The sequence below is a fragment of the Sinosporangium siamense genome (genome assembly GCF_016863435.1).
GTDB lineage: Bacteria > Actinomycetota > Actinomycetes > Streptosporangiales > Streptosporangiaceae > Sinosporangium > Sinosporangium siamense.
In genome coordinates, this window is record NZ_BOOW01000062.1 from 1 (window position 1) to 25105 (window position 25105).

At 66.8% G+C, this 25105-nt stretch carries 19 protein-coding genes and 1 CRISPR repeat array; of the genes, 5 read left to right on the forward strand and 14 right to left on the reverse strand.

All coding sequences use genetic code 11. The features are described 5' to 3' along the window. Window positions 1-196: 196 nt before the first annotated feature. The 8 genes from cas2e to cas3 form a co-directional block, all read right to left on the reverse strand. Window positions 197-526, reverse strand: a complete 330-nt coding sequence (cas2e, locus tag Ssi02_RS37935; protein WP_204033916.1) for a type I-E CRISPR-associated endoribonuclease Cas2e — start codon at window positions 524-526, stop codon at window positions 197-199. After that, complete coding sequence (gene cas1e, locus Ssi02_RS37940) at window positions 486-1511, reverse strand: type I-E CRISPR-associated endonuclease Cas1e (protein WP_204033923.1); 1026 nt, start codon at window positions 1509-1511, stop codon at window positions 486-488. Before cas1e ends, cas2e begins: the two co-directional genes overlap by 41 nt. Continuing rightward, on the reverse strand, window positions 1508-2134 hold the full coding sequence (gene cas6e, locus Ssi02_RS37945; protein WP_239130412.1) for a type I-E CRISPR-associated protein Cas6/Cse3/CasE: 627 nt from the start codon (window positions 2132-2134) through the stop codon (window positions 1508-1510). Before cas6e ends, cas1e begins: the two co-directional genes overlap by 4 nt. Next, window positions 2131-2868: a type I-E CRISPR-associated protein Cas5/CasD gene (cas5e, locus tag Ssi02_RS37950; protein WP_204033925.1), complete on the reverse strand. Its 738-nt coding sequence runs from the start codon at window positions 2866-2868 to the stop codon at window positions 2131-2133. Before cas5e ends, cas6e begins: the two co-directional genes overlap by 4 nt. Beyond that, complete coding sequence (gene cas7e / locus Ssi02_RS37955; protein ID WP_204033938.1) at window positions 2865-3989, reverse strand: type I-E CRISPR-associated protein Cas7/Cse4/CasC; 1125 nt, start codon at window positions 3987-3989, stop codon at window positions 2865-2867. Before cas7e ends, cas5e begins: the two co-directional genes overlap by 4 nt. Beyond that, on the reverse strand, window positions 3989-4609 hold the full coding sequence (gene casB / locus Ssi02_RS37960) for a type I-E CRISPR-associated protein Cse2/CasB (RefSeq protein ID WP_204033953.1): 621 nt from the start codon (window positions 4607-4609) through the stop codon (window positions 3989-3991). The genes cas7e and casB overlap by 1 nt, the downstream gene beginning before the upstream one ends. 9 nt (window positions 4610-4618) lie before the next feature. Further along, complete coding sequence (gene casA / locus Ssi02_RS37965; RefSeq protein WP_204033958.1) at window positions 4619-6151, reverse strand: type I-E CRISPR-associated protein Cse1/CasA; 1533 nt, start codon at window positions 6149-6151, stop codon at window positions 4619-4621. 809 nt (window positions 6152-6960) lie between these two features. Continuing rightward, window positions 6961-9693, reverse strand: coding sequence for a CRISPR-associated helicase Cas3' (gene cas3, locus Ssi02_RS37970; RefSeq protein ID WP_204033972.1), 2733 nt, complete (start codon window positions 9691-9693; stop codon window positions 6961-6963). A gap of 285 nt (window positions 9694-9978) precedes the next feature. Next, window positions 9979-10984: a CRISPR direct-repeat array (repeat unit 29 nt; unit sequence GTCCTCCCCACGCACGTGGGGGTGAGCCG). Between the two features lie 1183 nt (window positions 10985-12167). On the opposite strand from cas3, the gene Ssi02_RS37975 reads away from it, so the two are divergent. From Ssi02_RS37975 to Ssi02_RS37985, 3 genes are all read left to right on the forward strand, one after another. Beyond that, on the forward strand, window positions 12168-12587 hold the full coding sequence (locus tag Ssi02_RS37975) for a plasmid mobilization protein (protein ID WP_204033977.1): 420 nt from the start codon (window positions 12168-12170) through the stop codon (window positions 12585-12587). Further along, on the forward strand, window positions 12584-14323 hold the full coding sequence (locus Ssi02_RS37980; RefSeq protein WP_204033980.1) for a relaxase/mobilization nuclease domain-containing protein: 1740 nt from the start codon (window positions 12584-12586) through the stop codon (window positions 14321-14323). The genes Ssi02_RS37975 and Ssi02_RS37980 overlap by 4 nt, the downstream gene beginning before the upstream one ends. A gap of 1152 nt (window positions 14324-15475) precedes the next feature. Beyond that, the gene (locus tag Ssi02_RS37985) at window positions 15476-16003 is read left to right on the forward strand and encodes a hypothetical protein (protein ID WP_204033981.1); all 528 of its coding nucleotides are present in this window, start codon (window positions 15476-15478) and stop codon (window positions 16001-16003) included. Here Ssi02_RS37985 and Ssi02_RS37990 read toward each other — a convergent pair whose 3' ends face one another. From Ssi02_RS37990 to Ssi02_RS38005, 4 genes are read right to left on the reverse strand one after another with little or no spacing between them, the layout of a single operon-like run. After that, window positions 16004-16645, reverse strand: coding sequence for a hypothetical protein (locus Ssi02_RS37990; RefSeq protein ID WP_204033985.1), 642 nt, complete (start codon window positions 16643-16645; stop codon window positions 16004-16006). Continuing rightward, entirely contained in the window at window positions 16608-17615 is a 1008-nt protein-coding gene (locus Ssi02_RS37995) for a toprim domain-containing protein (protein ID WP_204033990.1), read from the reverse strand. The genes Ssi02_RS37990 and Ssi02_RS37995 overlap by 38 nt, the downstream gene beginning before the upstream one ends. A 3-nt stretch (window positions 17616-17618) precedes the next feature. Then, a complete protein-coding gene (locus tag Ssi02_RS38000) occupies window positions 17619-18458 on the reverse strand; it encodes a DUF2637 domain-containing protein (protein WP_204033995.1) in 840 nt (279 codons plus the stop codon). Next, window positions 18455-18733 (reverse strand): hypothetical protein, encoded by a 279-nt coding sequence (locus Ssi02_RS38005; RefSeq protein WP_204034000.1) that lies wholly within the window; start codon window positions 18731-18733, stop codon window positions 18455-18457. Before Ssi02_RS38005 ends, Ssi02_RS38000 begins: the two co-directional genes overlap by 4 nt. A 150-nt stretch (window positions 18734-18883) precedes the next feature. Between Ssi02_RS38005 and Ssi02_RS38010 the strand changes: the two genes are divergently transcribed. Continuing rightward, entirely contained in the window at window positions 18884-19312 is a 429-nt protein-coding gene (locus Ssi02_RS38010) for a hypothetical protein (protein ID WP_204034011.1), read from the forward strand. A gap of 543 nt (window positions 19313-19855) precedes the next feature. Next, entirely contained in the window at window positions 19856-21076 is a 1221-nt protein-coding gene (locus Ssi02_RS38015; RefSeq protein ID WP_204034024.1) for an IS110 family RNA-guided transposase, read from the forward strand. A 23-nt stretch (window positions 21077-21099) separates the two neighbouring features. Here Ssi02_RS38015 and Ssi02_RS38020 read toward each other — a convergent pair whose 3' ends face one another. Both Ssi02_RS38020 and Ssi02_RS38025 read right to left on the reverse strand, forming a co-directional pair. Beyond that, window positions 21100-22167 (reverse strand): hypothetical protein, encoded by a 1068-nt coding sequence (locus Ssi02_RS38020; RefSeq protein ID WP_204034030.1) that lies wholly within the window; start codon window positions 22165-22167, stop codon window positions 21100-21102. An 84-nt stretch (window positions 22168-22251) separates the two neighbouring features. Then, on the reverse strand, window positions 22252-25020 hold the full coding sequence (locus Ssi02_RS38025; protein WP_204034041.1) for a LamG-like jellyroll fold domain-containing protein: 2769 nt from the start codon (window positions 25018-25020) through the stop codon (window positions 22252-22254). Between the last annotated feature and the right edge of the window lie 85 nt (window positions 25021-25105).

Here is a 25105-nt window from a genome sequence, read left to right on the forward strand (position 1 = left end):
CCGCACCGAGTAGGGGTACGGCGGCCGCGGTAGCGGCTCACCCCCACGTGCGTGGGGAAAACCAGGGATCTGCTGACCCTGGTCAGCGGCCTGCGGCTCACCCCCACGTGCGTGGGGAAAACCCCGTAATCGACGGCGTTCTCGACGAGCGCGGCGGCTCACCCCCACGTGCGTGGGGAAAACACTTCCCGACCTGCTAGTTCACAATCGCACTTGCAGTTTCTGATGTGTCGTCAGGCCCGGTGGCCGCGAACTTGATCAACTGCAAACCGTCGAAGTCGATCACATGACGGCGACGCCGACCTGCCGTACGCATGGCGAAGCCCTGCTCGGTGTCCGCAGGGTGGATGAGGACCGCCAACCCGTCGCCGATACTCGCGCTGACTATCGACCAGAGCTCGTCGCGAACCCGCGCCGACACGGTGCCGACGAAAAGCCCAGGACAAGGCTCGATGAGCCAGCGTGAAAGAGCTCCACCGACGTGGTCAGGGATCGCGGTCGTCGAGATCATAACCATCGAGGCCATCAGGTACTCCAGGGAAGGAATCGAAGCTCTCGGAGCCGTAGTTCACCCCTGCCGGGAGGGCACCCATCTGGGGATCCCATAGGTGGACTATGTCGCTACTCCGGTCGGAGAAAGCAGGGCTCTCGTTGCTCGGATCGATCAACGACTGGACGTCGGCGACGATCTTCGGCATGAGCTTGAAGGCTTTGAAGTCTTCACGGAGGCGCCGCCGCGCATCACGCTCGGGATTGGCGGAGTCGTGCAGAGAGAATGCCAAGGGAATGGTCACGCGCGCCTTATAGATGTCAGCGACATCGTAGACGAAGGCCATCTGGGTGCCGTTGTGGATGAAGCCCAGTGCCGGCGAGCAGCCCAGAGCCAGCACTGCGGCGTGGACCACGCCGTACATGCAGGAGTTGGCGCTGGACAGCGCCTTGTTAACAGGATCTTGGCTATCCCACGCTTCTGGGTCGTAGTTTCGCCTGAAGCGCTTGATCCCATGTTTCGTGGTCAGCAGCTTGTACAGCGCCTTGATGCGTGCACCTTCCAGCCCACGGAGCTTTGCGAGAGAGGCTCCGACCGGCGCGGAGCCGAGGCCGAAACGCGCCTCGTACATTCGCACGGCGACGTCCAAGCGGCTCTTGTCGTCTGCCCAGGCGCGCACCTGCTTCTCAAGCCATGCGGTGGTCAGCGAGGCGGGCACGGTGCCCGAATACGTTCGCACCCCTCCCGCTCCAGTCCATACGACCGTGGTGCCGTGACGCGCGATCGTGGCCATGGCCGGCTGGGTGATCGACGTACCCGGCCCTAGGAGAACACAGGCGAGGGCCGCCGTCGGAATGTATACGCGGTCGGTCCCCCGAGGAGACTCGACCTGAGCACAGACTCCCGTATCGTCCTGCACGATCCGCACAGCCTCGGTGTAGAGGAACGACAGCGAGTCGGCGATCCGCGGCAGCATCGCGAGCGTTGGAGCGGCGAGTTTACGTCGGGCGGCCCCTGTCATCGTTGCACCACAGCGAGGCTGAGCAAGCCACAGCCGTACGACTTGCCGCGGCCGACCCCCTGGAGAACGGCGATGCGTACGGCCGCCGGGTCGGTCACCACCGCGCTTCCGTCGAAGCGGACGACGGCGTGCCGTACTTTCTCCTTGGCCCTGATGTCCTTTTGGGACTGCGAGGATACGGTGGAGATGGCCAGGCCGTTGACGGCAGCGCGCGACACCCACCACTCCTCGGCTGCAGGGCCCCGCAGCGCCTTAATCTTTCCGGCGTCGGAACCGGCGCTCTTACCGAGGCGTTTGGAGGGGTTGGCGGCGATGCGATAGTGCACCACTGTGCCTTTCGCGAGCTGCCTCAGCAGGCTGTTCAGTTCACGAGTGGCGAGTTCCCCATAGCCGTCGGGGAGCCGAGAGAGATCGGGTTTGACGCCACACTGGACGAGGATTTGAAGGCCGGCCCGAGTGTCCTCGATGCGGAACAGGAGTGCGGCCTGTGCTCGCGCCTGCGCGCCCATCTCGTCAGGGACCAGCATCATCAACCGCTTGTGGAGCCGATCCAGGTCCGCCAGATCGCTGCTGACATCTCTTCGCCGCAGGTCCGGCATGATCCGGACCAGCCAGGTCGTCACGACTTCTCCTGCATGTAGATGGCCAGTTGCTCCCAGTAGGCGTCGCCGGTCATGTAAAGCTCTCTGGGGAGCACCCGAGTAGTGACGCTGACAGCGCGAATGCGATAGCGCCGGTTGTGGCGATGGAAGCTCACCGGTACATCGGCCAGCTCAGTGACTGTGTCGGCCGCGTCTACGGTGCCCTCGGTGACGAACTCCGCCGTGGGCTCATCCCTTTCTCGGAGTCGGCGCGCCATGGGTACCTTGCACTCCAGATGGGCAACGGGGTCGTCGACCTGGCGGAGCAGCAGCGGTTCGTCCGGAGGGCAGGAACGTCGCCCCAGGTATGGCTGCCAACGGGGATGGCGCAGCGCTTCGGCGAGTTCACCCATTCGTTGCTCGGGGCCTTCGACGGCGACGGTGAACACCGCGTCCGCCAGATACTGCCGTCGGGTGACGATCGTGGCTGACTCACGTGAGCGATAGGTGCCGTCGGGACGCGGCACACCGCGAGGTAGTCCCCCGCCAACGGTGTGGAAGTCGAGCATGTGCACGCCGGGCCGATCGATGCGAACGGTGAAGCGCAGTTTCTCGTACGGCACGAGCAAGCCTCCGCGCTCCACTCCTTCGGCGCACGCCAGCAGGCCGATGAGACCGGATCGGGTGGGAAAGCGTAGGCTGTCGCGCTGGTTGAATACGCTGTGCTCTCCCCAGGACTGCATTGGACCGGCGAGCCGCAGCACCAGACCGCTCATGCCTGGCTTTCCCGGAAAGCGGCCGTGACGGCGCCTTCGATCAGCTCAGCAAAAGAACCGACCTGGCTTCCCAGGTTGTCCAGAGGCTTCTCATCGACGGAGGCATAACCGCTGTGGACAATGCCGCTGTCGCCCCACAGCTTCTGCAGGCGGCCCGCGTGGTGGGCCAGTTGTCTGCGCGAGGGGGTGGCGATTCCGTGCTCGGGCCGGACGGGCGCCTCGAAGGCTGCGGCGAGGGAGATCGGCCGGTCACCGCGCAGCGCAATGTGCACCAGGTCAGGCAGGGTGTTGGCGGCTGAGGAGGTCTGCTTGCCCGTCGGCAGAGAAGAGACGAATGCCCGTAGGAACTCGCTCGTCAGCTCCTGCGCCATTGTGCTGTCACCACCGAGGTTGCCCACCAGGCCATCGAGATCGAGACTGGCATACCGGTAAAACACCCCGGCGCTGAACTCGGCGCTGTTCATGTGCCCACTGCCGACCGCGTCTGGGGGCAGGCAGTCGTCGACCGCGGTGAAGAAGTCGATCTCCGGTGCGACCTCATGGGTAGTGAACGCGTGGGCCACCTGGACGACACCGTCGACTCCGGCGCCCGGCAGTTCGGCGAGCATCCTGCCGAACAGATTGATGACTCCATTGCGCTCCGACAGGATGGGCGCGACATGCTCGGGGGTGAGAACGGCCTTCGGCTTTTTGACGCCCACCGTCTGCTCGATCGCCTCCCGGTGCATCTCGGCCAGGTCGGCGAGAGCGTCGAGCGCGGTTTTCGGGAGGTACAGCAGAACCGAGGTCCCGCCCTTGTCCTCCAATTTGAGACCGTCCTTCTTGTTGGCCGACAGGACTATCTGCGCCCCTGCCGCCAGGGCCGCGTCCTCCGACCACCCTCGTTCCTGGAGCCGGGAGGCCACTTCGGCGGGCACCCGTCGGGTACGCACCGCCGGATCGCCGATAGCGCGCTCGACGTCGAGGCGGACGGCGCGCTTCCAGCACTGACTCGAAACACGTGTCCGGGTCGCTCCGCCGTACACCATGCTCTTAGGCGAGCCGAGATCGTCGCGATTGAGATTCGAGAACGGCACGGTCTGGAGTACGTGCACATCGAGGTATCGGGGGGTGGGGGTCATTATTCCTCGTTCTCTGAGTTGGCGTTATCGACGGTGAGACTGATAGTGCGGTGGAAGTCCTGAATCCATCGCTTGACGACTCGGTCGCGGCCATGTCCCCATCGGCTGAGATCGATCAGAAGGCGGCCCCAGTCCGGGGTAAGCTCCTTGGCGGTCAACTGACGGACGAGGCCGGGCAGTTGCCGGTGCAGGCCGGTTACGTCCTGGCGACAGAGCAGAAGCAGGCGGGCTTCCGTCGTGTCTAGGTTGAGCTTTTTGTCCCGTACGGCAAGGCCGAGCGTTTCTCCAAGGCTGGCCGTAGGGCGCTCCGACTTCTTCTCCTCCTCCGTAGGCACTTCCGGAGGGGCGGGGAGCTCGCTCGCCGGTTTCTCAGCACGGCGGTTGGCAGGTTGGGCGGCGATCAGGGCGGCGATCGAATAGTAGGCACTTTCGACGGCTCGGCTCGGCAGGGCCGGGAGCCAAGGAACGACCGTCGCATGGGCCTTGAGAACCATCGGGTCCTCCACCGGTCTGCCTATGCTTCTGCGTAAGGCGGAACGCCGTCCAGGGTCGCTCGAAATCCTTGTGCTGAGGTGGGCGACATACCTGTCGGCCGTCGCAATCGAAGGGATCGAGCTCACTCGCGCTCCTTATGCATGTTGTGGTCTGCTGGTAAAAGGAACCTGCCTGAAGATCAGGCCTCGCTTGAGCTCGATCGCTCGTTTGACGCGAGGCAGCGAACCCGCGCTGTTCGTCACCTCGTCGTATACGTTCAGTGCCAGCCTCAGGAAGTCGTTGACTGGGCTATCGAAATCGCGGCCACGTATCCGGCGCCAGAAGATCTGTTCAGCACGTATCCAGTAGCGGAAGGCTCCTTGCGCCGGCCAGGGCCCCTTCGGGATGTCCCTACGCTGTGCCTTGCCATCTCCATTGGACGGGTCGTTGATCGCCTCCCAGACCATGCGCAGAGCCCATTCCAGGTTCCGTTCCACAGTCTCCGCCGCTTGCCGCATCTGACTGATCGCCCGAGCGACCTGCGTCTCGTTCGCCAAGGCCAGCAGCGCCGGGGTGACGCCGACGGTCCACTCTTTGTCTCTGGTCTGGCCGTCCTGGTCGAAGCCGAAAGCTCGGACCTGCAGCGTCGACAGCAGCGTTCCGCGCATGTCCTCGACTGCGGCCAGCACGGCGGGTCGGCGACGCCCTTCATCGCCGACGTCCTCGAGGATCAGCGAGTCGAAGTCCCGCCACAGCGCTCGACTCGCATCGGCCTGCCGAGCGTAGTAGGCGCCTTCCTTGTTCTGCTGATACACCAGGTAGGGGTCATCAGCTGGCAGCTCGCGGTTGCGCCACGCCCACGTGATCCAGGCGTTGACGACCGAGTTTTCATCGGCGGAGGGCTCTAGCAACACCGCATGCTGAAACCGTCCCGTCAGGACGCCGCCGAGCCCACTGGGCTTTGGCGGAACGCTCAACGGGTTTGGGAGCTCATCGGTTTCCCAGGGGGCCAAGTCGGCTCCGCCCCGGTCGTAGCGGTACGCCGGAGGGATCCCGGCGATCAGCGACTCGAAGAGGGTACTGCCCAGCGGATGAAACGAGATCGTTCTGCGCAGAGGCCCGGCCTTGGAGTTGCCTGCGGAAGTCTCGGCGACCGTTCGCGGTGTGCACTGCCCCGATGGGCCGTAGTAGAGCTGTGTCAGCAGGTGGAAGACAGCTTCTTCGGCGGGCAGCGGCGGCGGGTCAAAAGCCGTCGCATGGTTGAACCACACTTGGTTGTTGCCGGCGGGCCGGGACATGACCAGTTTGTTGATACCTGAACTGCCCTTGCACTCCTGCCTGAGCCGAGGATCCTGCAGCCACGGCCGGTACTGGTCAAAGAGATTGAAACGTCCCGAGAGTTTCCCAAAGTACTTCCTCAGCTCTTCCGGGTCGAAACGGCCGCCCTCAAGCACTTTCTCCTGGCGTGCACTCCACTCATCGGCTGGAAGTGTCATGTCGTCGAGGCCGGTCACCCGTGCTGCGATCACGGTCAGCACTCGCCATAGCCCTGAGGCGGCCGGAGGTGGAGATGCCTCGATATCGGTCAGCTCGTGCGCGGATGCAAACAGTTCGCGGAGCCCGACCACGGAGCGTGTGTCACCAGCGCGGACAGGTAGCCAGTCACGGGACAGCAGGTCAAACGGCATGGTGATTGCCCTTTGTGAAGTTGATGTTCACTGGTCCGCCTTCATGAAGGGGGGCGAAGAGAGCGACTGCGGAGTAGGGCATCATGGTCTGGGTCTACCTTCCTCATTCGATGAGGGTGAGCCGCAGTTCAGCAGCCTCTGGGGCGAAACTGCCGCGTCCTCCCCACGCACGTGGGGGTCTGATCACTGGGAGATCAACCTAACGGGCCGGTCGTGTTTCGTCAAAGCAGTTGAGTAGGCTCTGTAAGCCAGTGAATCCCGAGGCTCTTAGCAGCAGGCCTTCCGCAAGCAGTTGAGGAGGTTCTGATGGGTGATACTGCAAGCGTCATCGGCGAGTGGTTCGGCTTGAATGCAGCTTGCGCTACCCCTCGGAGTTCAGTAGTCTCGCGCCCGTTGATCGCGATCACGCGGATGCCCTCGGGGGCGACCAGTTGATCGGTCGGTGCATCCTCGGCTGCCCTGCTATGAGTCCCGGGAGGAACAGCGGATGTCCGAGCCGACACCGGAGAGGCGAGGTCGCGGCTGGATCCCACCAGTCGGAGAGTGCGTTGCCCTTGCAATCAGGGGCGTGCTCATCGTCGTCGAGTGGGTGGTTAGGAGTCTCGGGCCAGGTACGTGACCCCTGGCCCGAGACTTCTGAGGTGCGCGGGCCCCGTCCAGGCCTACAAGCGGGCGGGGCTCGACGCATGCCGTACACACTGTACGCCGGGCGCCAAATTGTGTGCACCGGATGTCGATCACTTTGCGACATCGGACGCAGTCGTTGTGAGGCCACTGGCTGCTCTCCTATGCGATTGCCGTGTGCCGCTTCAAACGCTGGCCGCAGAAGCATCGAAGAGACCGAGGTCTCGTATGAGCTGCACACTTCGATTGCCTATTGAGCCCGGAGTCCGGCCGTCAGCCGACACCTTGACCACGAAGAGATCTCGTAAATGCGGGCTGTCGGCCCATTCAGGGGGTGCGGCGTTCTCGACCGACGAGCCGCGTAGCCATGTCCCCGGCACTGGGATCGTATGCCTCATGATCAACCGGACCTGCTCCTTGGTAAACCACTTCCGCTTGTCTTTGCGTCCGGCAGGTTCTATAGGAAGCGACTCTTCACCGAGCATGAGCTTCCCGTCAGCACCGACCGTGCAGCAGACGATTCGCCCAGATTCCGACCCCAAGCGAGTCGAGTACTCAGTCACGAAGTCGTCTGCGCTGAGCTCGCTCAGCTGGCCGATGTATCCGGGGGCGGGAATGGAGGCCATCTCGGCGTACAGGGCCTTCGCCTGCTCGTCGGCCAGCCGGTCCACGTCGTCACTGATGGAGGGGGAGTTCTCGTCGTCGAAGTCTTCGTCGTAAACCCGGTTGACCAGGTCCTGAATATCTCCGGGGATGGCTACCTCACCGTTGGGCAAGCCTGTGAGCACATCGTGAGTACGGCGAAGCAGCGCCTTGGGGTAGACGAACGGCCATGACTTGGGGAAGACCAGCACACCGTTCTGGTCGGAGGGGGTCAGTACCACGAGACGCATCACACCTTGTGCCCAGCTCGGCCGCTTGGCGTCGAGCGCCGGATGCCGCTGACAACGACCCGCCCGCTGGAACAGCAGGGCGATTGGGGCCAAGTCGCTGACCACGACGTCGAAGTCCAAGTCGAGGGACTGCTCGATCACCTGCGTAGCCACCAAGATCGCCGCAGGTGGCCGGTCATTCCCGGCTTCTTTGCCGAACTGGTTTACCATCTTCTCGGTGATCTCTTCCCTGCGGTACGCCTCGAAGCGCGAGTGCAGTAACCGGACGGGCGGCTTTTGGCCGTCGAGGTCTTCCAACCACCCCTGCAGTGACAGGTAGGTCAATTGAGCCTCGGCGACCGTGTTGCAGATGACCGCAGCGCACCCGCCATCCCGGACAACCGGGGCAAGCACCTTGCTGAGGACGCCGATTCGGTCGGGGCGCCCATCCGCGATGATGGGGACCCGATGGGACTCGATGTGCAGAGTTCGCTCTCTGCTTTTCACGTGGACGGGGTCGGGTGCCGTCGTTTGCGGACTCACGTAGACCCACCCTGGGTACACCACCTCCGGAACCTGCTGGCCGCGACATCCGGCACCCTCCAGGTATGCCTGTGCCAGCCGGCGTCCTACCGCAGCGGGGAGCGTTGCGGACAAGAGCACCACAGGCACCTTTAGTGCACCCAACCAGCGCAGCAGGGTCTTGAGGAGTCCCTGCATATAGGTGTCGTAGGCATGCACTTCGTCGACCACGAAGACCTTGCCCACGAGACCGAGCATCCGCAGGACGTTGTGGCGGCCGCGGAGCACCGCCATCAGAGCCTGGTCGATCGTCCCGACCGCAAGGTTGGCGAGCAGGCCGCGCTTGCTTCCGCGCAGCCATCGAGCCGCCACGGGATCGCGTGTGATGATGCCGATCTCGTCTCCCTCCGCGGTGTACGCGTCGTTCAACCACGCCATCCCATGCAGCAAGGTCAGGGAGTCGGCACCGTCGATACGACGTCTGCGGTAGTCGTCCACTCGCCGCAGCATCTGATCGGAGGTCGCCATCGTGGGCAGACCGATGAAGTAGCCGGGCATCCCCGCAGCCGTGCCCATCAGTCGTCCCGCGTACAGAGCTGCTTCGGTCTTCCCTTCACCCATGGGGGCGGTGATCAGCAGGAGGCCGGGGGTGCCGTCGATGAGTGAGGGAAGTCGCTCACCGATGGACCGCTGCAGGTCGTTCGGCTCGAAGGGGAAGTCGTCGCTGAAGCCACCCGGTTTGAACGTCAGCTGTCCGAGGCCGGCTTCGCTCAGCAATGACGGCATCGTGGCTCGGCTGTGCTGCAGGTGTTGCTTGAGACCGTCGAGATCGCCGCGCTCTGGCAGTCCGGTATCAATCCGCCCGCGCAGATAGTCGTCCTGGCTCACAAGCCAATCCGCAAGGATGATCAGGCCGCAGGCCAAGGCCGCGCCTGAATCGGAAACTTTGTCTGGGGGTGCAGGGCGTTCCGTCAGTTCGTGCATCATGGCCGCGATCGCACGACGCTGCTCCTCCCATTTGCTCATCCCCAGTGCCGGCAGCGAGCCCAATGGATCGATGAACTCAGTCCGGCTGAACTCGTAGAAGCGTCCATGATGACCGCCGAGCAACTGGGCGACACGGATGGCCGGGGACGACTTTCGCCCCGCCTTGTATCCCGCAGTCGCCAGAAACTGTCCTAACCAGACATGCGCAGCGTAAGCGTGACCTTTCCTCTCGGCTTCCACCGTGGGGTAACCGATGTGCTGACTCAATCCGATGCGTTGGTCCTGTGCCTGGAAGCATGGCATGCACTTACCGATATCGTGCAAAGCCGCCCAGAAAGAGAGCAACTGCCGCGCTTGCTCCTGACTTCTCCCCAGCTCATTCGCGATGTAGATGCGCAAGCCAGGGGCGAGGTAGTCATCCCATAGAGCTTCCAGTGCCGCAGCGGCATCTAAAAGGTGGCAGGCTAGTGGATAATGCCTCGACAGACCTCGCGCCTTCCCCCATAGCACGAGGTCGATGTCTCGCAAGTTGTCCATTTTGCCTCCCATCGGGGCTTTAGGGCCCGCTGACGGCAGCATCACTGCCGATCGACTTCACGAGGGCCCACTGTAGACACCACCACCGACATTTCTTTCCGAACAAGTGAATGTGAGCCTTACTTCTTTCCCAACGCCTTCCCCTCGCCTCGATGTACTCTTTTGTCGTTTTTATTACTGTTTCTGTAGCGATAGTTGGAGGTCGGTAGGATGACAGGTACGGCTTCGGCGCGAACGTCTCTCCTGAAACTGCATGTGCAAACGTGAAACCGCAGGTCGGAAAGTGTCCTCCCCACGCACGTGGGGGTGAGCCGCCCGCGGCGTCTACCGGGACATCGAGATCCGCGTCCTCCCCACGCACGTGGGGGTGAGCCGCTCTTGGGCGACTTGCCCGCGAGATGGCTGTCGTCCTCCCCACGCACGTGGGGGTGAGCCGGTCGCCAGGTCGGCGTACAGGGCGCCGCCGTAGTCCTCCCCACGCACGTGGGGGTGAGCCGTCTTTGCGGCGTGCCAGGTCGGCGATTTGGGCGTCCTCCCCACGCACGTGGGGGTGAGCCTTAAGGCGCGGTCGGTATATGAGCATGGCTCGCGTCCTCCCCACGCACGTGGGGGTGAGCCGGATTTTCTCACCCTTCGGTGACATCAAACTCGGTCCTCCCCACGCACGTGGGGGTGAGCCGACGAGGCACCCGCCCAGAACTACCGGGGCCCCGTCCTCCCCACGCACGTGGGGGTGAGCCGTAGCCAGCAAAACGCGTGACCGGGGCGTTCCGGTCCTCCCCACGCACGTGGGGGGGAGCCGTTGGAGCGCGTTGGACCCAGGTCCGGCGATGTGTCCTCCCCACGCACGTGGGGGTGAGCCGCCGCCGTTGCCGTTGTGGTGGTTCACGCCGAAGTCCTCCCCACGCACGTGGGGGTGAGCCGGCCGCGCGTGTGGTGTGGAGGCTGGGCTTAGTGTCCTCCCCACGCACGTGTGGGTGAGCCGATCGGACGGCAGCGCATCGTGCGCGCGGTGCCGTCCTCCCCACGCACGTGGGGGTGAGCCCGCGACCGGACAGCCGATTAGGGGCGTCCCCGCGTCCTCCCCACGCACGTGGGGGTGAGCCGCCGAGTACCCGCAGCACAACGCGGCACATTCAGTCCTCCCCACGCACGTGGGGGTGAGCCGCGCACCACGAAGACCCACCGTCTGAAAACCGTGTCCTCCCCACGCACGTGGGGGTGAGCCGTCGGAGTCGTCTTCGAGGGTGCTGTCGATCGTGTCCTCCCCACGCACGTGGGGGTGAGCCGCTGTTGCCGTCGGTGGCCTCGATGGCGCCGTCGTCCTCCCCACGCACGTGGGGTGAGCCTTCGGGTGAGCACCGACTAGGGCTGACCCTGGCGTCCTCCCCACGCACGTGGGGGTGAGCCGATGCTTGCCGAGGGCGGTTACGACTACTCCGGGTCCTCCCCACGCACGTGGGGGTGAGCCGCTCCACCGCGGTCCCGGGTCGCCGGGGCGGCCGTCCTCCCCACGCACGTGGGGGTGAGCCGTCCCGCCGCTGGCGGCGTTGTGCTCCCGCAGGGTCCTCCCCACGCACGTGGGGGTGAGCCACCACCTTGGGGCGTCCGGACGTCTGAGCGCGGTCCTTCCCACGCACGTGGGGGTGAGCCGTCGTTCTTACGGGAGTTCATGCGCGCGCAGGGGTCCTCCCCACGCACGTGGGGGTGAGCCGGTGCTGAGCACCGGATTGCGCAACACATACGGTCCTCCCCACGCACGTGGGGGTGAGCCGCTGCCCTATGTCGAGCCCGGTATGGGATTGCCGTCCTCCCCACGCACGTGGGGGTGAGCCGTAGCCAGCAAAACGCGTGACCGGGGCGTTCCGGTCCTCCCCAAGCACGTGGGGGTGAGCCGCTCTCGCACTACGAGGGCACCGCTTCCTCGGCGTCCTCCCCACGCACGTGGGGGTGAGCTGGCCGCCCCATCCCCCATCGCTCGTGCCGTGCTGTCCTCCCCACGCCTGTGGGGGTGAGCCGGTGCGGCGGACGCCTCGGGCGTCGGTCCAGGCGTCCTCCCCACGCACGTGGGGGTGAGCCAGCGAAATGCTCTGTCTATTTGTCGTCGTGCAGGTCCCCCCACGCACGTGGAGGTGAGGCGTTGGCATTCAGGCCTTAGTGTCGACGACACGTGAAAACTCAAATGTCGTTGACACCCAGTCTGACGTGAGCATGTGATCCCATCGTGCCCACTTGGTAGGAAGCTGAGGTGCGCGACACGGTTTCGCCCGAACTGCCAAGCCACGACTGCACACCTGGCTGTCGCGGTCGGTTGCCGCTGCGCGGAGCAAGATATGTCTAATGTCCCATTAGCTCTGGACCCGGCGGGGTCCAGCAGGGGAAACTGCTGATCAGAGGGCTCACCCCGCGCGACCTGGTCGGCGGGGTTTCTGATCAGCAGGGACCGGGCGCGGTCCTACGGGGTGGTCAGTGACATGTCCGCAGAGAACAACCAGGCCGGTCCGGGCAGGCGTGTGGTGCGGCGGCGTGAGCGGCAGGCGGTGCCGCGTTCGCGTGTGGTGAAGTTCGTGCTGACCGAGCAGGAGTACGGCGAGCTGCGGGGGGCCGCCCAAAGGCTCGGGCTCGCGCACGGGGCTTACGCGGCCGAGGTTGCGCTGGCGGCGGCGCGGCAGGTGTGCCCGCCGATGCCGGATCCGCTGCGGGAGGCGTTGGTGGAGCTGATGCGGGTCTCGGCGCAGATACGGCGGATCGGGGTGAACCTGAACCAGGCGGTGGCGGCGCTGAACGCGACCGGCCAGGCGCAGGGGAACCTGGTTCCGTATGCGGACTACTGCGTGCGGACGGTGCGGAGGATCGACGGAATCGCGGAAGCGGTGCGGAGGCGGCTGCGTTGATCGGCAAGGTGCTGCGCGGGGCCAAGGTGGCGGGTCTGCTCCGCTACCTGTACGGTCCTGGGCGCGCCGGCGAGCACACCGATCCGCACATCGTGGCCGGGTGGCGCGACCCGGACGAGGTGGAGCCGCCGCTGCGGCCGGACGGGAGCCGCGACTTCCGGCCGTTGACCGGGCTGCTGGAGCAGCCTTTGGCTGCGCTGGCCGGCAAGGGGGATGAGCGGCCGGTGTGGCACTGCGTGGCACGCGCCGCCCCCGGGGATCGGATCCTGAGCGATGCGGAATGGGCGGAGGCCGCACGGACGATCGTGCAGCGCACCGGGCTGGCACCCGAAGGGGATGAGGACGCGGTGCGGTGGGTGGCGGTCCGGCACGCCGACGACCACATCCACATCGTGGCCGTCCTGGCCCGCCAGGACGGCACCAAGCCCTCCACCTGGAACGACTTCTACAAGGTGCGTGGGGCGTGCCGGGAGTTGGAGGGGCGTTTCGGGCTGGCGGCGACCGCGCCGGGTGACCGTACGGCAGCCCGCCGCCCCACCCGGGGCGAGACCGAGTCCGCAGTGCGGCGGGGGTGGGAGGAGCCGGCCCGGGTGGTGCTGCGGCGCCGGGTGCAGGCGGCTGCGGCGGGAGCGGGGTCGGCCGAGGAGTTCTTCCAGGCGCTGAGGGACGCGGGGGTGCTGGTGCACCGCCGCCTGGACGAGCAGGACCGCAGACGGGTGGTGGGGTATGCGGTGGGTCTGCCGGGTCATGCGAACCGGGAGGGGCGGCCGGTCTGGTACGGCGGGGGCAAGCTGGCGGCCGACCTCACCCTGCCCAAGCTGCAGGCGCGCTGGGGCGGGTTTCGACGCGGGAGTTCCGGTGCGGAACGGGTGTCGGAGGTCTCGGCGCGGGCGCTGCTGCGGCGTTCCGTACGTTCTGCGGCGCGGAACGCCGCCGGCGAGGAGGACTTCTTCCGCCGACTTCGGGAGGCGGGGGTCGGTGTGCGGCTGCGCCACAGCGAGCGCGACCCCCATGAGGTCACCGGGTACGCGGTGGCGCTGGTGGAAGGGGACGGGCGGTGGTTCGCCGGCGGGCGGCTGGGAGACGATCTGACGCTGCCCCGGCTGCGGCGCCTGTGGAATGGATCGCCGCAGGAGTCTCCGATCGGGCCGGGTAAGCACAGTGCGCAGGAGCGGCAGCGGCTATGGGCGGACGCGGCGCGGCTGGCGGCGGACTACGGCCGGCGGGTCGGCGAGGTCGAGGCGGATGCGGTCGGCGGGCTGCTGCAGATCGCGGGCGATGTGCTGGGGGATGGCGGGGTACGGCGGGCGGTGCAGGAGTTCGACCGGGCTGTGCGCGAACCCTTCGGGAGAGTCGCGTCCCCTGCGGTCGGCGGTGGAGGTGTGCGGCTGGCCGCGCGGTTGCTGGCGGCTGCCCGGTCCTCGTCGTGCGGGTCGACGGTGGCGGTGATGACGCTGGTGTCGAGTCTGCAGGCGATGGTGTGGGCGGTGGCGGAGCTGCGGCGGGTTCAGGGGCGGATGTTTCAGGCTGAGGCGGCGGGGCGGGCGGCTCGGGAGCTGGACGGCGTGCTCGCGGGTGCCCGCTCCGGGCGGCGGGACCGGCAGGTGGTGCTTGCCGAGGGCGACTTCCCTGCGCCGGGCGCGGTGGCCGGGCGGGGTGTGTTCCGGCGTTCTGCTGACGGGCGCCGGTCTGTGCCGTCCTATGCCGTACGGCCGCCTTCAAGATCAACCTTTTAATCGATGCGGGTTGAGGACCTGGTGGTGTTCAGCGGACTACTAACTACGCTGAGTGACTGATCAAGGTAATCACCGATTCGATACGGGGTGTGTGGGATGCGGGTGTTGGTGCGGCGCTGGGTGGTGGGTGGGGTGCTGGCAGGGGCTGTGTCGGCCTGTGCCGTACCTGCGGCCGCAGCCCATCCTGGGTGCCCGGAGTTGGGTGAGACGGCCAGGCGCTATGTCGATCGGGAGCGGTTGTGCGCCTCGATGGGCGAGCAGGTCTATCAGTGGCTGACCACAGGGCGCAGACCGGACATCGGGCAGGCACTCAAGGACTCATGGCGCAGGCCGGCGCAGGCCCAGCCCGGTACGCCGGGTGTCGGCGTACCGGCGCAGGAGCGTCCCGGGGCTGATCACGCTCGGGTTGTGCCGCAGAGGACCGAAGCCGCCCGACCCGCTGTGCCGCAGCAGCAAGCGCCTGCCAGGCTTGAAACCCCCGGTGTCGTCCCTCGTTCGGTGGCGCCTGCGCCACTGGCGACACACTCCGCCGTGCCATCACGTCCGCACGTTGGTAGCACTGCCCCACTGGAACGGGGCCCTAGGCCGATGTCGGTCACACCGTCCTCCGGCCGCGACCGACCAACCCGTCCCATGCCTGCTCCTGCCGCAGGTCCCGCGCGACAGACGAACCCGCCCGCACACATGTCCGATCACCATGGCGACCGCCGACTGCGGGACGCGGAAACGCCACCACACGCGGCGCAGAGGCCGCGCTCCCGCGACATGCACCCGCTTACCGCAGAAACTTCCGCAGCGCCGGCACGGCCTGAAACAAGCGGTCCACGTCACGAGCCGTCTCCACCGGCAACCCGCGCCGCCGGGAACGCCTCCTCCCCGACACCCTCCCCCTCGCGCACGCAGGCATCGCCGCTGGCAGTGGCCCCGTCGTCCGCCGGGTGGGTGTTCCCGTCGGTTCTCGCGGCCCTGGCGATAGGTGCAGCCCTGGTCTTGATGGGCTATCCGCTGCGGCACCGCTTGTCGTTCGCTCCGTTGGGCGGCGGCTTGGCGCGCCGGGGGCAGGACCGCGAGTTCGCTCAGCTGGCACGGCTGCAAGAGGCCCGGACAGCCACGACACCGCCTCCAGCCGAGAGCGGGACATCGGGTGGCGCCATGGGGTACACCGTCGCGCTGGCGGCGCTGCACGGCCTCGGGCTGGTCGGAGAGGGCACCGACGCGGTAGCCCGGGGCCTGCTGGGCGAGCTGCTCGCGGAGGGCGGGATCGCGGTCCAGGTCGCGATGACCCAGACCGATGCCGCGCGGCTGCTGGGCACCAGGGAGAAGCCGAAGGTCGAGGGCTGGGAGGTGTTCGCCAACCGGCAGGAGCTGCTGACGCACCTTCAGGTGGAGATCGTGCGGCGCCGGGGCCAGCGCGACGGTGGTGCCGCAGCCGAGGACCTGCCCTGGTTGTTCGCCATCACCTCGCCCGGGGATACGGCGGAGGCGTTGCACAAGGTCGTCGACGGCGGTGCCGAGGACCTCATCATGGGGATCGTCTTGGGCGAGTGGCCTTACGGCATCACGTGCACTGTGGATGCCGACGGGCACATCACCAACCTGGCCGGGGCCGGTGCCCCCTCCTGGGTCGGCCGCCGGCTTCCCACCCTCACCACCGCTGAGCTGACCTGGCTAGTGCTGTAGTCACCGGCACCGCATAGGGACGGCGGACCGTACGGCAGGAGCCTGCCCTACGGGTAGCGTCGTGCGCGCGGAGACGGCGACCACATGGGTGATGGAGTGCGGGAAGTCGCCCTGCGCCAGCCGGGCCGGATGGGTGAGGAGCTCGCGGCGGGGCGGCGGCGGATAGCCGGTGCGCACGTTCGGGTCGCGGGCGAAGAACGGCAGCGTGTGCTGCATCGCCTCGGTGTGTGAGGCTCCTGCCTGCCGGGACCGGTCGTAGTGGTCCATGGCGTGCGGGTGCAGCCCACGCAGCCGTCCCTCGCATCGCAATCTGGCCTGCTCAGCCTCGGGAACCGCAGCGGCGTACGGCGTGGCGACCGACCATACGCTCAGCACTTGAGGCACATCGGCTCTGGCGAGCCACCGCTGGTCGAAAGCCGACCGCCACCGCCTCTGCGCAGCTTGATCGACGGCATGGCGCCGCTGAGCGTGTTCGGCCTGGGCCGCCTGCTCGCGATCGCTGCGCTCCAGCAGACGCTGAGTCCTGGCTTGGACGAGGAGTTGAGTGGCAACGGCACCAACCGAGGCGAGGTGTACGGCCTGTTCAACGCCCTGGCCGACGGCCTCACGCAGAGGGTCGAAGTGCTGAGGTGTGGGTTCCATGGCTTGCTCTTCCTCGCAGCACGGGTACGGCGGCAACCGCCTCGTGGACGGCCTCGGTGACAACCGTGTGATCTAGATCCAGGTAGCGGGCGATCCGGCCGACCTGGCGCGCCACATCGTGGGGCGCCAGTCCGCAGACGACGCCGGCCGCTCGGCGGAGTGCCGCCAGGCGGGTTTCGGGAAAGCTCAGGTCGGAGCCGGTCAGCACCACATCGAGCGCCAGGTCGGCCAGAGGACGCCCGCGATTGAGGAGGATCCCGGCCAAGTGCGCATCGCCGTACTGCTGCCGTGTGGAGGCGGGGTCGTGCCCCTCGGGCATGGTGACCGCGTCAATGGCCAGTGCTGCCGGTCGCAGCACCGGGTAGGCGCGTGCCATACCCATGATGCCGGCCTGGTCGCCGTCGAAGGCGATGAGGATCCGCGCTCTGCCCAATGCGGTGAGGGATTCGGCTTGCCGGGCGCTGACCCGGGCACCGAGGCAGGCGATCCCGGCGAATCGGCCGGGAGCGGCCAGGCTGACGGCCAGCGCGTCCAGCGGACCCTCCACAAGGACCGGCAGCGTTGTCCTGGTCACCATGTGAAGCCCAAATAGCAGGTCTTTGCAGGAACGGCCGGTGGTGGTCGGGCTGGCGAGATAGCGCGGTTCCTGGTTGACGGCATGTCCGATGAAGGCCCGGACAGTGCCGTACGAGGAGCGCAACGGGAACATGATCCGGTCACGGAAGGCATCGATCAGAGTGCCGCGGCCTGAACGCCGGGCAAGACCGGCATCGAGCACGGCCCTGCCCGAGTACCCAAGGGCGCGTAGATGGTTGGTGAGTCCGCACCAGGAGGCAGGCGCGTAGCCGATGCCCCACCGCTGAACTACCTCGACGCTGAAGCCTCTACCGGCCAGATAGCGAGGCACCCAGCTTCCGGGCACCTGGGACAGAAAGAACCGCTCGGCCTCGCGGAGAATTCCGGTGTGCATGGTTCACGCCGCTTCCCGCCGCAGTCCTACGGCAGAGGCCAGCCAGCGCAACCGCTCGTTGGCGATCCGATAGCCCTGCGCCCGCAGCTGGGCCGCAAGGTCCATCTGGCTCAGCCGTACGCCCGACTGCTCGGCCTCGGCCAGGATGGCCTGCGCGGCGTGCACCAGCTGCTCGCCGCGGTCCTGGGTCGGCGCGTCGCCGGAGAAGGCCGCCTCGGCCGCCTGCAGCCGCAGCGCGATCCGCTCCGACAGCGGTGCCCGCCAGCGCCACATCCACCGCCCGTGGATCTCCTGGAGCCGTGCCACCTCCCGCAGGTGCAGGTGCTCCAGGTGCAGGCCCCGCGAGTAGGCGGTCACATCCCACAGGATCATCCGCCGCCACAGCGTCAGGCTCGACCACGGCGACAGCAGCCACCGGGCGAGCGGCACCCGCTGGCGGCGCGTCTGCACGGTCAGGCCGACCCAGCGGCGGATCAGGTGCCGCACACCCTCCAGGACGGTGACGAACAGCACCGGCATCGCCGCGTGCATCACCATCGCCCCGGTGTGGCCGTGAGCGGCCGCGGCGTTGAGGGCGACCGTGGCGCCCACGAAGCACCAGGCGACCCAGCGCAGCACGGGCCAGGCCATGTCGGTGTACTCCAGCAGCAGGTCCCAGGCCAGCAGCGCGAGAATGCCCAGGTTGATGCCGACGGGAACGATCCAGGCCAGAGCACCGAACCATGGGACGGCGAGGTCGCGGACGGTGCCGAACGAGCCGATCCCGCCCAGTACGGCAAGGCCGGCCACCAGCGGCGCCACGATCGAGGAGGCGACGACGACTGGCCGGCGCGCGGGATTCACCGGAGGTGCCCGTCGATGAGGCGCTGTACGGCGTGGGCCAGGTTGTCGTCGTCGGCGGGGACGAGGATCAGGCCGTGCTGGGTGATGTAGGCGTAGACGCCGTCCGCGCCTCCGCAGTACACGGTCTGGCCGCCGCTTTTGAGGGACCAGCGTCCGTGGCGGTGCCGTACCAGTGTGGAGGGGTGCCCCTGCTGCTGCAGGGCGTGCCTCAGCATGGCGAGGCGCTGGTGGCGGGTCTCTTCTTCGCATGCGAGACGGTGTGCGCAGATGGACATAGGTGAGCTCCGCTTGGTTCGGTCGTCGGCGCGGGACGGTGTCGGCCATCAACTGAAGTTGATATTGTTGCGACAGGATAAACACGGAAAGTTATGGTCTGTCAACTATGAGTGATGAATCTTGGTCTTGGTTGTCTGAAGTTGACGGCGATGGCTGACGACGGGGCCGTCGCCGTGCGCTCGCTGGCCGAGAAGGTCGAGTGGCTCATCCAGCACCGCTGGCCGCAGGGAAGCCCGCGCCCGGGCAACAACGTGGGGATCGCGACGCAGATCAGTGCTGCCACCGGTGAGGAGATCTCCTCCACCACGGTGTGGAAGCTGCGCACTGGCCGCTCCGACAATCCGCAGTTCAAAACGCTCAAGGCGCTGGCGGCGTTCTTCAGTGTGCCGGTGGGTTACTTCGGCGACGAGGAGGAGGCCGAGCAGGTGGGCGATGCCGTGGCCGCGGACTCCGCCATCGCGGGTAAGGCGCTCAACCGCGATGCGCTTCGGGCGCTGGTTGAGATGTCGGATGACGCTCGCCGACTTGTGGCCGACTTCATCGTCAGCGCGGCGCGCCTGGAAAAGGGGCGCGACTGAGGTCCGCCAAGGGTGGGGCCACTCAGCGTAGGAGAGTTCGGCGGACTGAGCCGCCCATTGTGGCCGACCGTGAGGCGCACGATGGCCCTACGCTTGGACGTATCACTGTTTCGGTGGATCAGAGGAATGTGCTCACTTCACTGGGGCATGCTGGTGGGCGGCCACTGACGGCACATGCGGAGCTGGGGGTGTGCCGAGCCTGCGATTGCACCGAGTTCGAACAGCCCCCGCAGCATCGCCGCACACGTGACCACTCATTCTGAGCAGCATGACCCTCATTGTGCGCCGCGGCTCCTAATCAGTCGGGAAGTTAGCCATCCGGCAGACTTCGGAGTTGGTAGCCGCCCGGCAGGTGAGCACTCGTGGTTCCTGGACGTTGAGTCCTGCTGAAAGACCGTGCCCCTGCCGGGCTGGCCGGGAGAGTTGATCGCTGATGGGATGTCGTGCCCACCGCCAGTGGTGGTGTGAGCACTGCTTGATTAGGTCGCCGATGGTTCTCCCGCAGGCTGCTGAAGGTGATCGGCTTTGAGAGCGGGAGGACCGTTGCGACTGTTCGTCGGGGATGACTGGGCTGAGGACCATCACGATGTGGAGGTGATGGACGGCAACGGGCGCCGGTTGGCCAACGCCCGGTTGCCGGAGGGCGCGGCGGGGATGGCCCGGCTGCACGCGCTGGTGGGCGAGGCTGCCGGGGACGACGACGAGGTCGAGGTGCTGATCGGGATCGAGACCGACCGCGGCCCGTGGGTACGGGCCTTGGTCGCGGCCGGGTATGCGGTGTTCGCGGTGAACCCGCTGCAAGCCGCCCGGTTCCGGGACCGGCTGGGGGTCTCGGGTGCCAAGAGCGACGCCGGTGACGCGCACGTGCTGGCGGATATGGTCCGCACGCACGCCCATGAGCTGCGGCCGGTGGCCGGCGACTCGCCGCAGGCCGAGGCCGTCAAGGTCGTGACCCGCACCCATAAGACCCTGATCTGGGAACGAACCCGTCACACCCAGCGGCTGCGGCACGCGCTGCGGGACTACTTCCCCGCCGCGCTGGCCGCGTTCGGCGACCTCGACGCCACCGACGCTCTGACCCTGCTGGCCAAGGCCCCGACCCCGCGGGCGGCGGCCCGGCTGACGCTCGCCCAGATCAGCGCCGCGCTGAAGAAGGCCCGACGCAGGAACGTCCAGGACAAGGCCTCCGCGATCCAGGCCGAGCTGCGTGCCGAGCACCTCGGCCAACCCGAGATCGTGACCGCCGCTTACGCCTCCTCGGTCCAGGCGCTGATCGCGGTCCTGACCGTCCTGAACGAGCAGATCAAGACCCTGCAAGGGCAGGTCGAGGCCCATTTTGGGGCGCACCCGGCCGCTGAGATCATCCTGTCCCAGCCCGGGCTGGGGCAGGTTCTCGGCGCTCGGGTGCTCGCCGAGTTCGGAGACGACCCCGACCGCTACGCCAGCGCCAAGGCCCGCAGGAACTACGCCGGCACCTCCCCCATCACCAGGGCCTCCGGCAAGAAGAAGACCGCCCTGGCCCGGTTCATCCACAACGACCGGCTCATCGACGCCCTCCTCACCCAGGCATACGCCGCCCTGACCTGCTCGCCCGGAGCACGCGCCTACTACGACCGCCAACGAGCCCGCAGCAGTGGCCACAATGCCGCTCTCCGTCAACTCGCCAACCGCCTGGTCGGCATCCTCCATGGATGCCTCAAAACCGGCACCCTCTACGACGAGACGACAGCTTGGTCGCATCACGCCGAGAACGTCGCAGCTTGACATCTAAGCTCCTGGGATGTCTTTCAGGCTTGCAAGGGGCTTCCGGAGCAGATCATCTCGCGGATCCACCTCTTGACGGACGGCCATTCATCGCCCAGCGCGAATCTCGCGTAGGTCACACCGTCGAACCAGTTCGCGCCCTCGCCGAGCGAGCGCAGGCTGTGGCGCACGCCGTTGGCCGCCACCCAACGCGGCCATGTGTGCTCATACTCTTCTCGAGGGGCCGCGAGCCGCACGGCCCAACGCTCGCCGAGCCGCTCCCACGCATATCGCATGTCCTCCCACAGCTCCGCGTCGAGCGGCATGCCCTCATGCGCCGTTCGGACGGCGTGTCCGAGAGGCGTCGCGCCGAGATCGAAACGCTCGACGAGAGAACCGGCCAATCGGAGCAGGACCGCCCGCCGAGTCTCCTCAGGCGCCGATCGCAGCCTCGCGTCGAGATCCGGCTCGTGATGCCACAGGCCGATCGGCGGGTCCTGCTCGGTGATCGGCTGATCGACCACCGCTACCTGACGGGGCCGGTCGAACCAGTCCTCCGGCAGGCGCGCACCGGTTCGCATCTCGACGATCGCCATCGCCGTCGCCCTCTGACGCGGCCAGGGAGCCTCGGCGGCCTCCCTCAGCAGCGCCGCCTCTTCCGCCAGCGCGCCCGGGTCGGTGCCGTGCAGCATCTCGTGGTGGAACTCGGGAAGCCTGGCAAGCCATTGCCCGTGGGCCGCATAGTCCAGGTCCCGCCTGCTGGTCACGTTCCACGACACGTGCCACACCTGCGCGTTGTGGCTGAGCCAGGCCATGACCTGCTCTCTGCCCGCGTAGCTGAACCCGCTGGGCTCGACCAGCATGGTCGCAGGACCCGCCTGCCCCAGGTATGCGGCGATGAAGTCCATGGAGTGGGCCGCTTCGTCGAACTCCTCGTCGGACTCCACCAGCACGGGATGTCCGCCGCCGATCAGCCGCGACGCGGCCTCGGGGAAGGAGACCGGTTGCCCCAGCGGGAGGATCACCGTCCAGGCCAACGCCGCCCCGAAAGGCGACGTTCCGCGGATGAGCTCTTCGTAGTAGGCGACGGTGTCGCGGAGGTTCATGTGCACGAGCCAATCGGTTGTGGAAAGAGCGCTCCGTTTGCCGCACTGAAACGATAGGGCTCCAGGGCGGCAAACGGTCAGGAGGCGACTTCAGTGTCCTGTGTAGTAGCGGGAGGCCTTGTTGATGTGCCCCGGCCAGCAGTTGTTTTCCATTGACGGAAGCGGGTCGGGTTCACCGGAGAATCTGTTGAAGAAAACGTCTTCGAGTAGGATCCGATCGTTGTTGAAGAGGCGCCGCAGCAGGTTTCCCGCAGTGCTGTTGGGTGGCTTCGGCATGGCACAGACAGACAGGTCTCCGTCTTGGTCGCCGTCGACCGTCCGGTTTCCTGCGGATGCGAACGGGTACTCGTCGCAGTCTTGGCTGTTTATTCCGTAGTTAGGCCACAGGCTATGGCATCTCGTGCCCGAGCGTCCTCGGCTGTTATCTTGCCGCGGCTCTCCCACACGCCACAGGTAGAGGTCCTTTGACGGTCGGCCGGTGCCGTTGACCGCGCAACCCGGAATTTTCTTGTTCGGGTTCTTCGGGAATGTGTCTGCCTTGTCGTAGCAGGCCTTCCAATAGTGAATATAGGCTTCATCGTATTGTGCGCCCATCCGCCACTGGATGGAGGGCGTCACCGGGAGAATGCAGCCGCCGGTGGTACGGGTTATCTTGGAGTCGGCACTGTCGCATCTGACCACAGCATTCTGGTCAGTCGCACCGTATGTCCACCTTACCCTTTCCCCATCCTCCTGGTAGGTGATCTTCGCATACTGACCGAAAATGCACTCGGAGATTTTCTCTGCGTTCGCGACGGTTTCCTTGGCGCGGTTCTTGCGCGTCGCCGGCGCGTCGCCGGGGTCTGCGCGGAACCGGAAGGTGGCAACGTGCGCCAACTTCGGGTCGTACGGATCGTAAAGGGCATCCCAGTCGCGCACCCGTTTGGAGACGTGGTTCTTCTGGCCCCCGCTCGTAACATTCTTGCAGGCGGTCTGGCCGCTGGCGGGGGCCATGCCCACGGTGAGCTCGACCTCATCCAGTCTGTCGTACGGGTCGGCGAAAGCCGACTCGGATGAAAGGTAAACGTCGTACCATACGTCGCGGGTCGTGGCCCCGCTGTCCAACCCCCTTCGCCCGGAGAAGGTCTTAGCGACGAACAGGAAGTCGGCCGACCACGCGGCCTTGGCGTCGTAGTCGTTCTGCGGCTGGTCGTCGTCGTCCGGTTGGAAGACCACCGCCGAACTACGGAAGCAGCCGCTGAACCTGTTCTTCATCAGGCCGTAGGTCCGCTTTCCTGCACCGTAGTCCTTCTTGCAGTCCTCCGGCTTGATGCGGTCGTAGGTGAACGAAGGGGCAGCGGCCCTGGCCGACGGCCCGGCGCCGAAGCCGACTGGAGTCGCGGAACTCCCGTCCATAAGGGCGAAGACCTCATCGGAGAGAAGTTCCCTGCCGTACACCCAGACCTCGTCCAAGGTGCCTGCCATCGCCGTTCCCAGGGTCATGTTGCCGGAGGCGTTCCAGGGGGTGAAGCCGAGGACCGCACTGCCGATGCTCTTGCCGTTGAGGTAGAGACTGGCATTGCGTGAGTCGTTTGTGTAGGTCGCGGCCAGGTGGAACCACTCGTCGACCGGCGGCTCGACAGCGGATCTCACCCCCTCGACCGTCGCCCCCGGCGCATCGGCGTTGGTGAAGGTGAACACCAGTCCGTGCTCGGGGTCGTTGCCGAGCCGGAAGGGCGCCTGACTGGTGCCCCGCTGCTCCATGATGGTGTACGCGCCGTCCTTGTCGCTCAGACGCAGCCATGCGGCGACGCTGAAATCCGATCCGTCGGGCACAACGGCAGCGGCTGTCTGGGCGAACGGCCCGATTCCCGTGAGGGTCGTCTTGGCGGTGACCGTCTGCCACGTCGACCAGGCGGACGCCTGACCGATGGCCGCCGCCCTTGTCCGCCAGCGGACCTTCCAACCGTCGGTCAACTCGCCGGCGGGGACGACGATCTCGCCGACGGTCCCCGAGGCGACGTCGTCCACCGAGCCGGTCCAGATCTGGCCGCTGCCTTGCCCCTGAGGTGCGGACGGGTCGTGCTCGATCTCGAACTCGGCCCGCAGGGGGTGACCACCGGGGTGGGTGACCACGGCCCGCAAGGTCGGTGTGAGCGTGGTGGTCGCCGTACCGTCGATCAGCGCCGAGGGGGTGATGGAGGAGTTGGTCACGGTGGGGTCTGGTGCGTCGGAGGTGAACGAATGCCAGTCGGACCAGGCGGAGGTCGCAATGGCAGACAGGGCGCGAGCCCGCCAGCGCAGCTTCCATCCGTCTCCCAGTTTGCCCTCGGGCACCGTGACGCTCGCCACTGCTCCCGAAGCGACTCCGTCGGCGGCGCCAGCCCATATCTGACCGGTGCCCTGCTCTGCGGGGGCGGCGGGGTCGTGCTCGACTTCGAACTCAGCCCGGAGGCTTCCTCCGACCGGGTCGCTTACCTGCGCCACAAGGGCAGGGGTGAGCGTATCGGTGACGATCGTCCCGTCCACCATCTGAGACGGGGTGACCTGGAGCGTTCCTACAGCGGGTTCGGAGACCGGATCAGGCAGATCGACGGTCAGGGAGTGCCACTGAGACCATGGCGAACCCACAGTGGTGGCGACGTTGACCGCCCGAGCCCGCCAGCGCACCTTCCAACCGTCGGTCAACTCACCGGGCGCGACGGCGACACTGGCCTGGTTCCCGGAGGGGACGTTCTCGACGCCACCGGTCCAGATCTGGCCGCTGCCCTGCCCTGCGGGGGCGGCGGGGTCGTGCTCGACTTCGAACTCAGCCCGCAGCGCCTGCCCATTGGGATCGGTCACCGCGGCGAGCAGGCTCGGGGTCAGACTGGTCGTCACCAGCCAGGGCAGGCCAACACGCCGCCGACCAGCTCAGACTCGACCCGCGCAGGGCTGGCGCCGACCCGGCTCAAGGGGGGCAGCA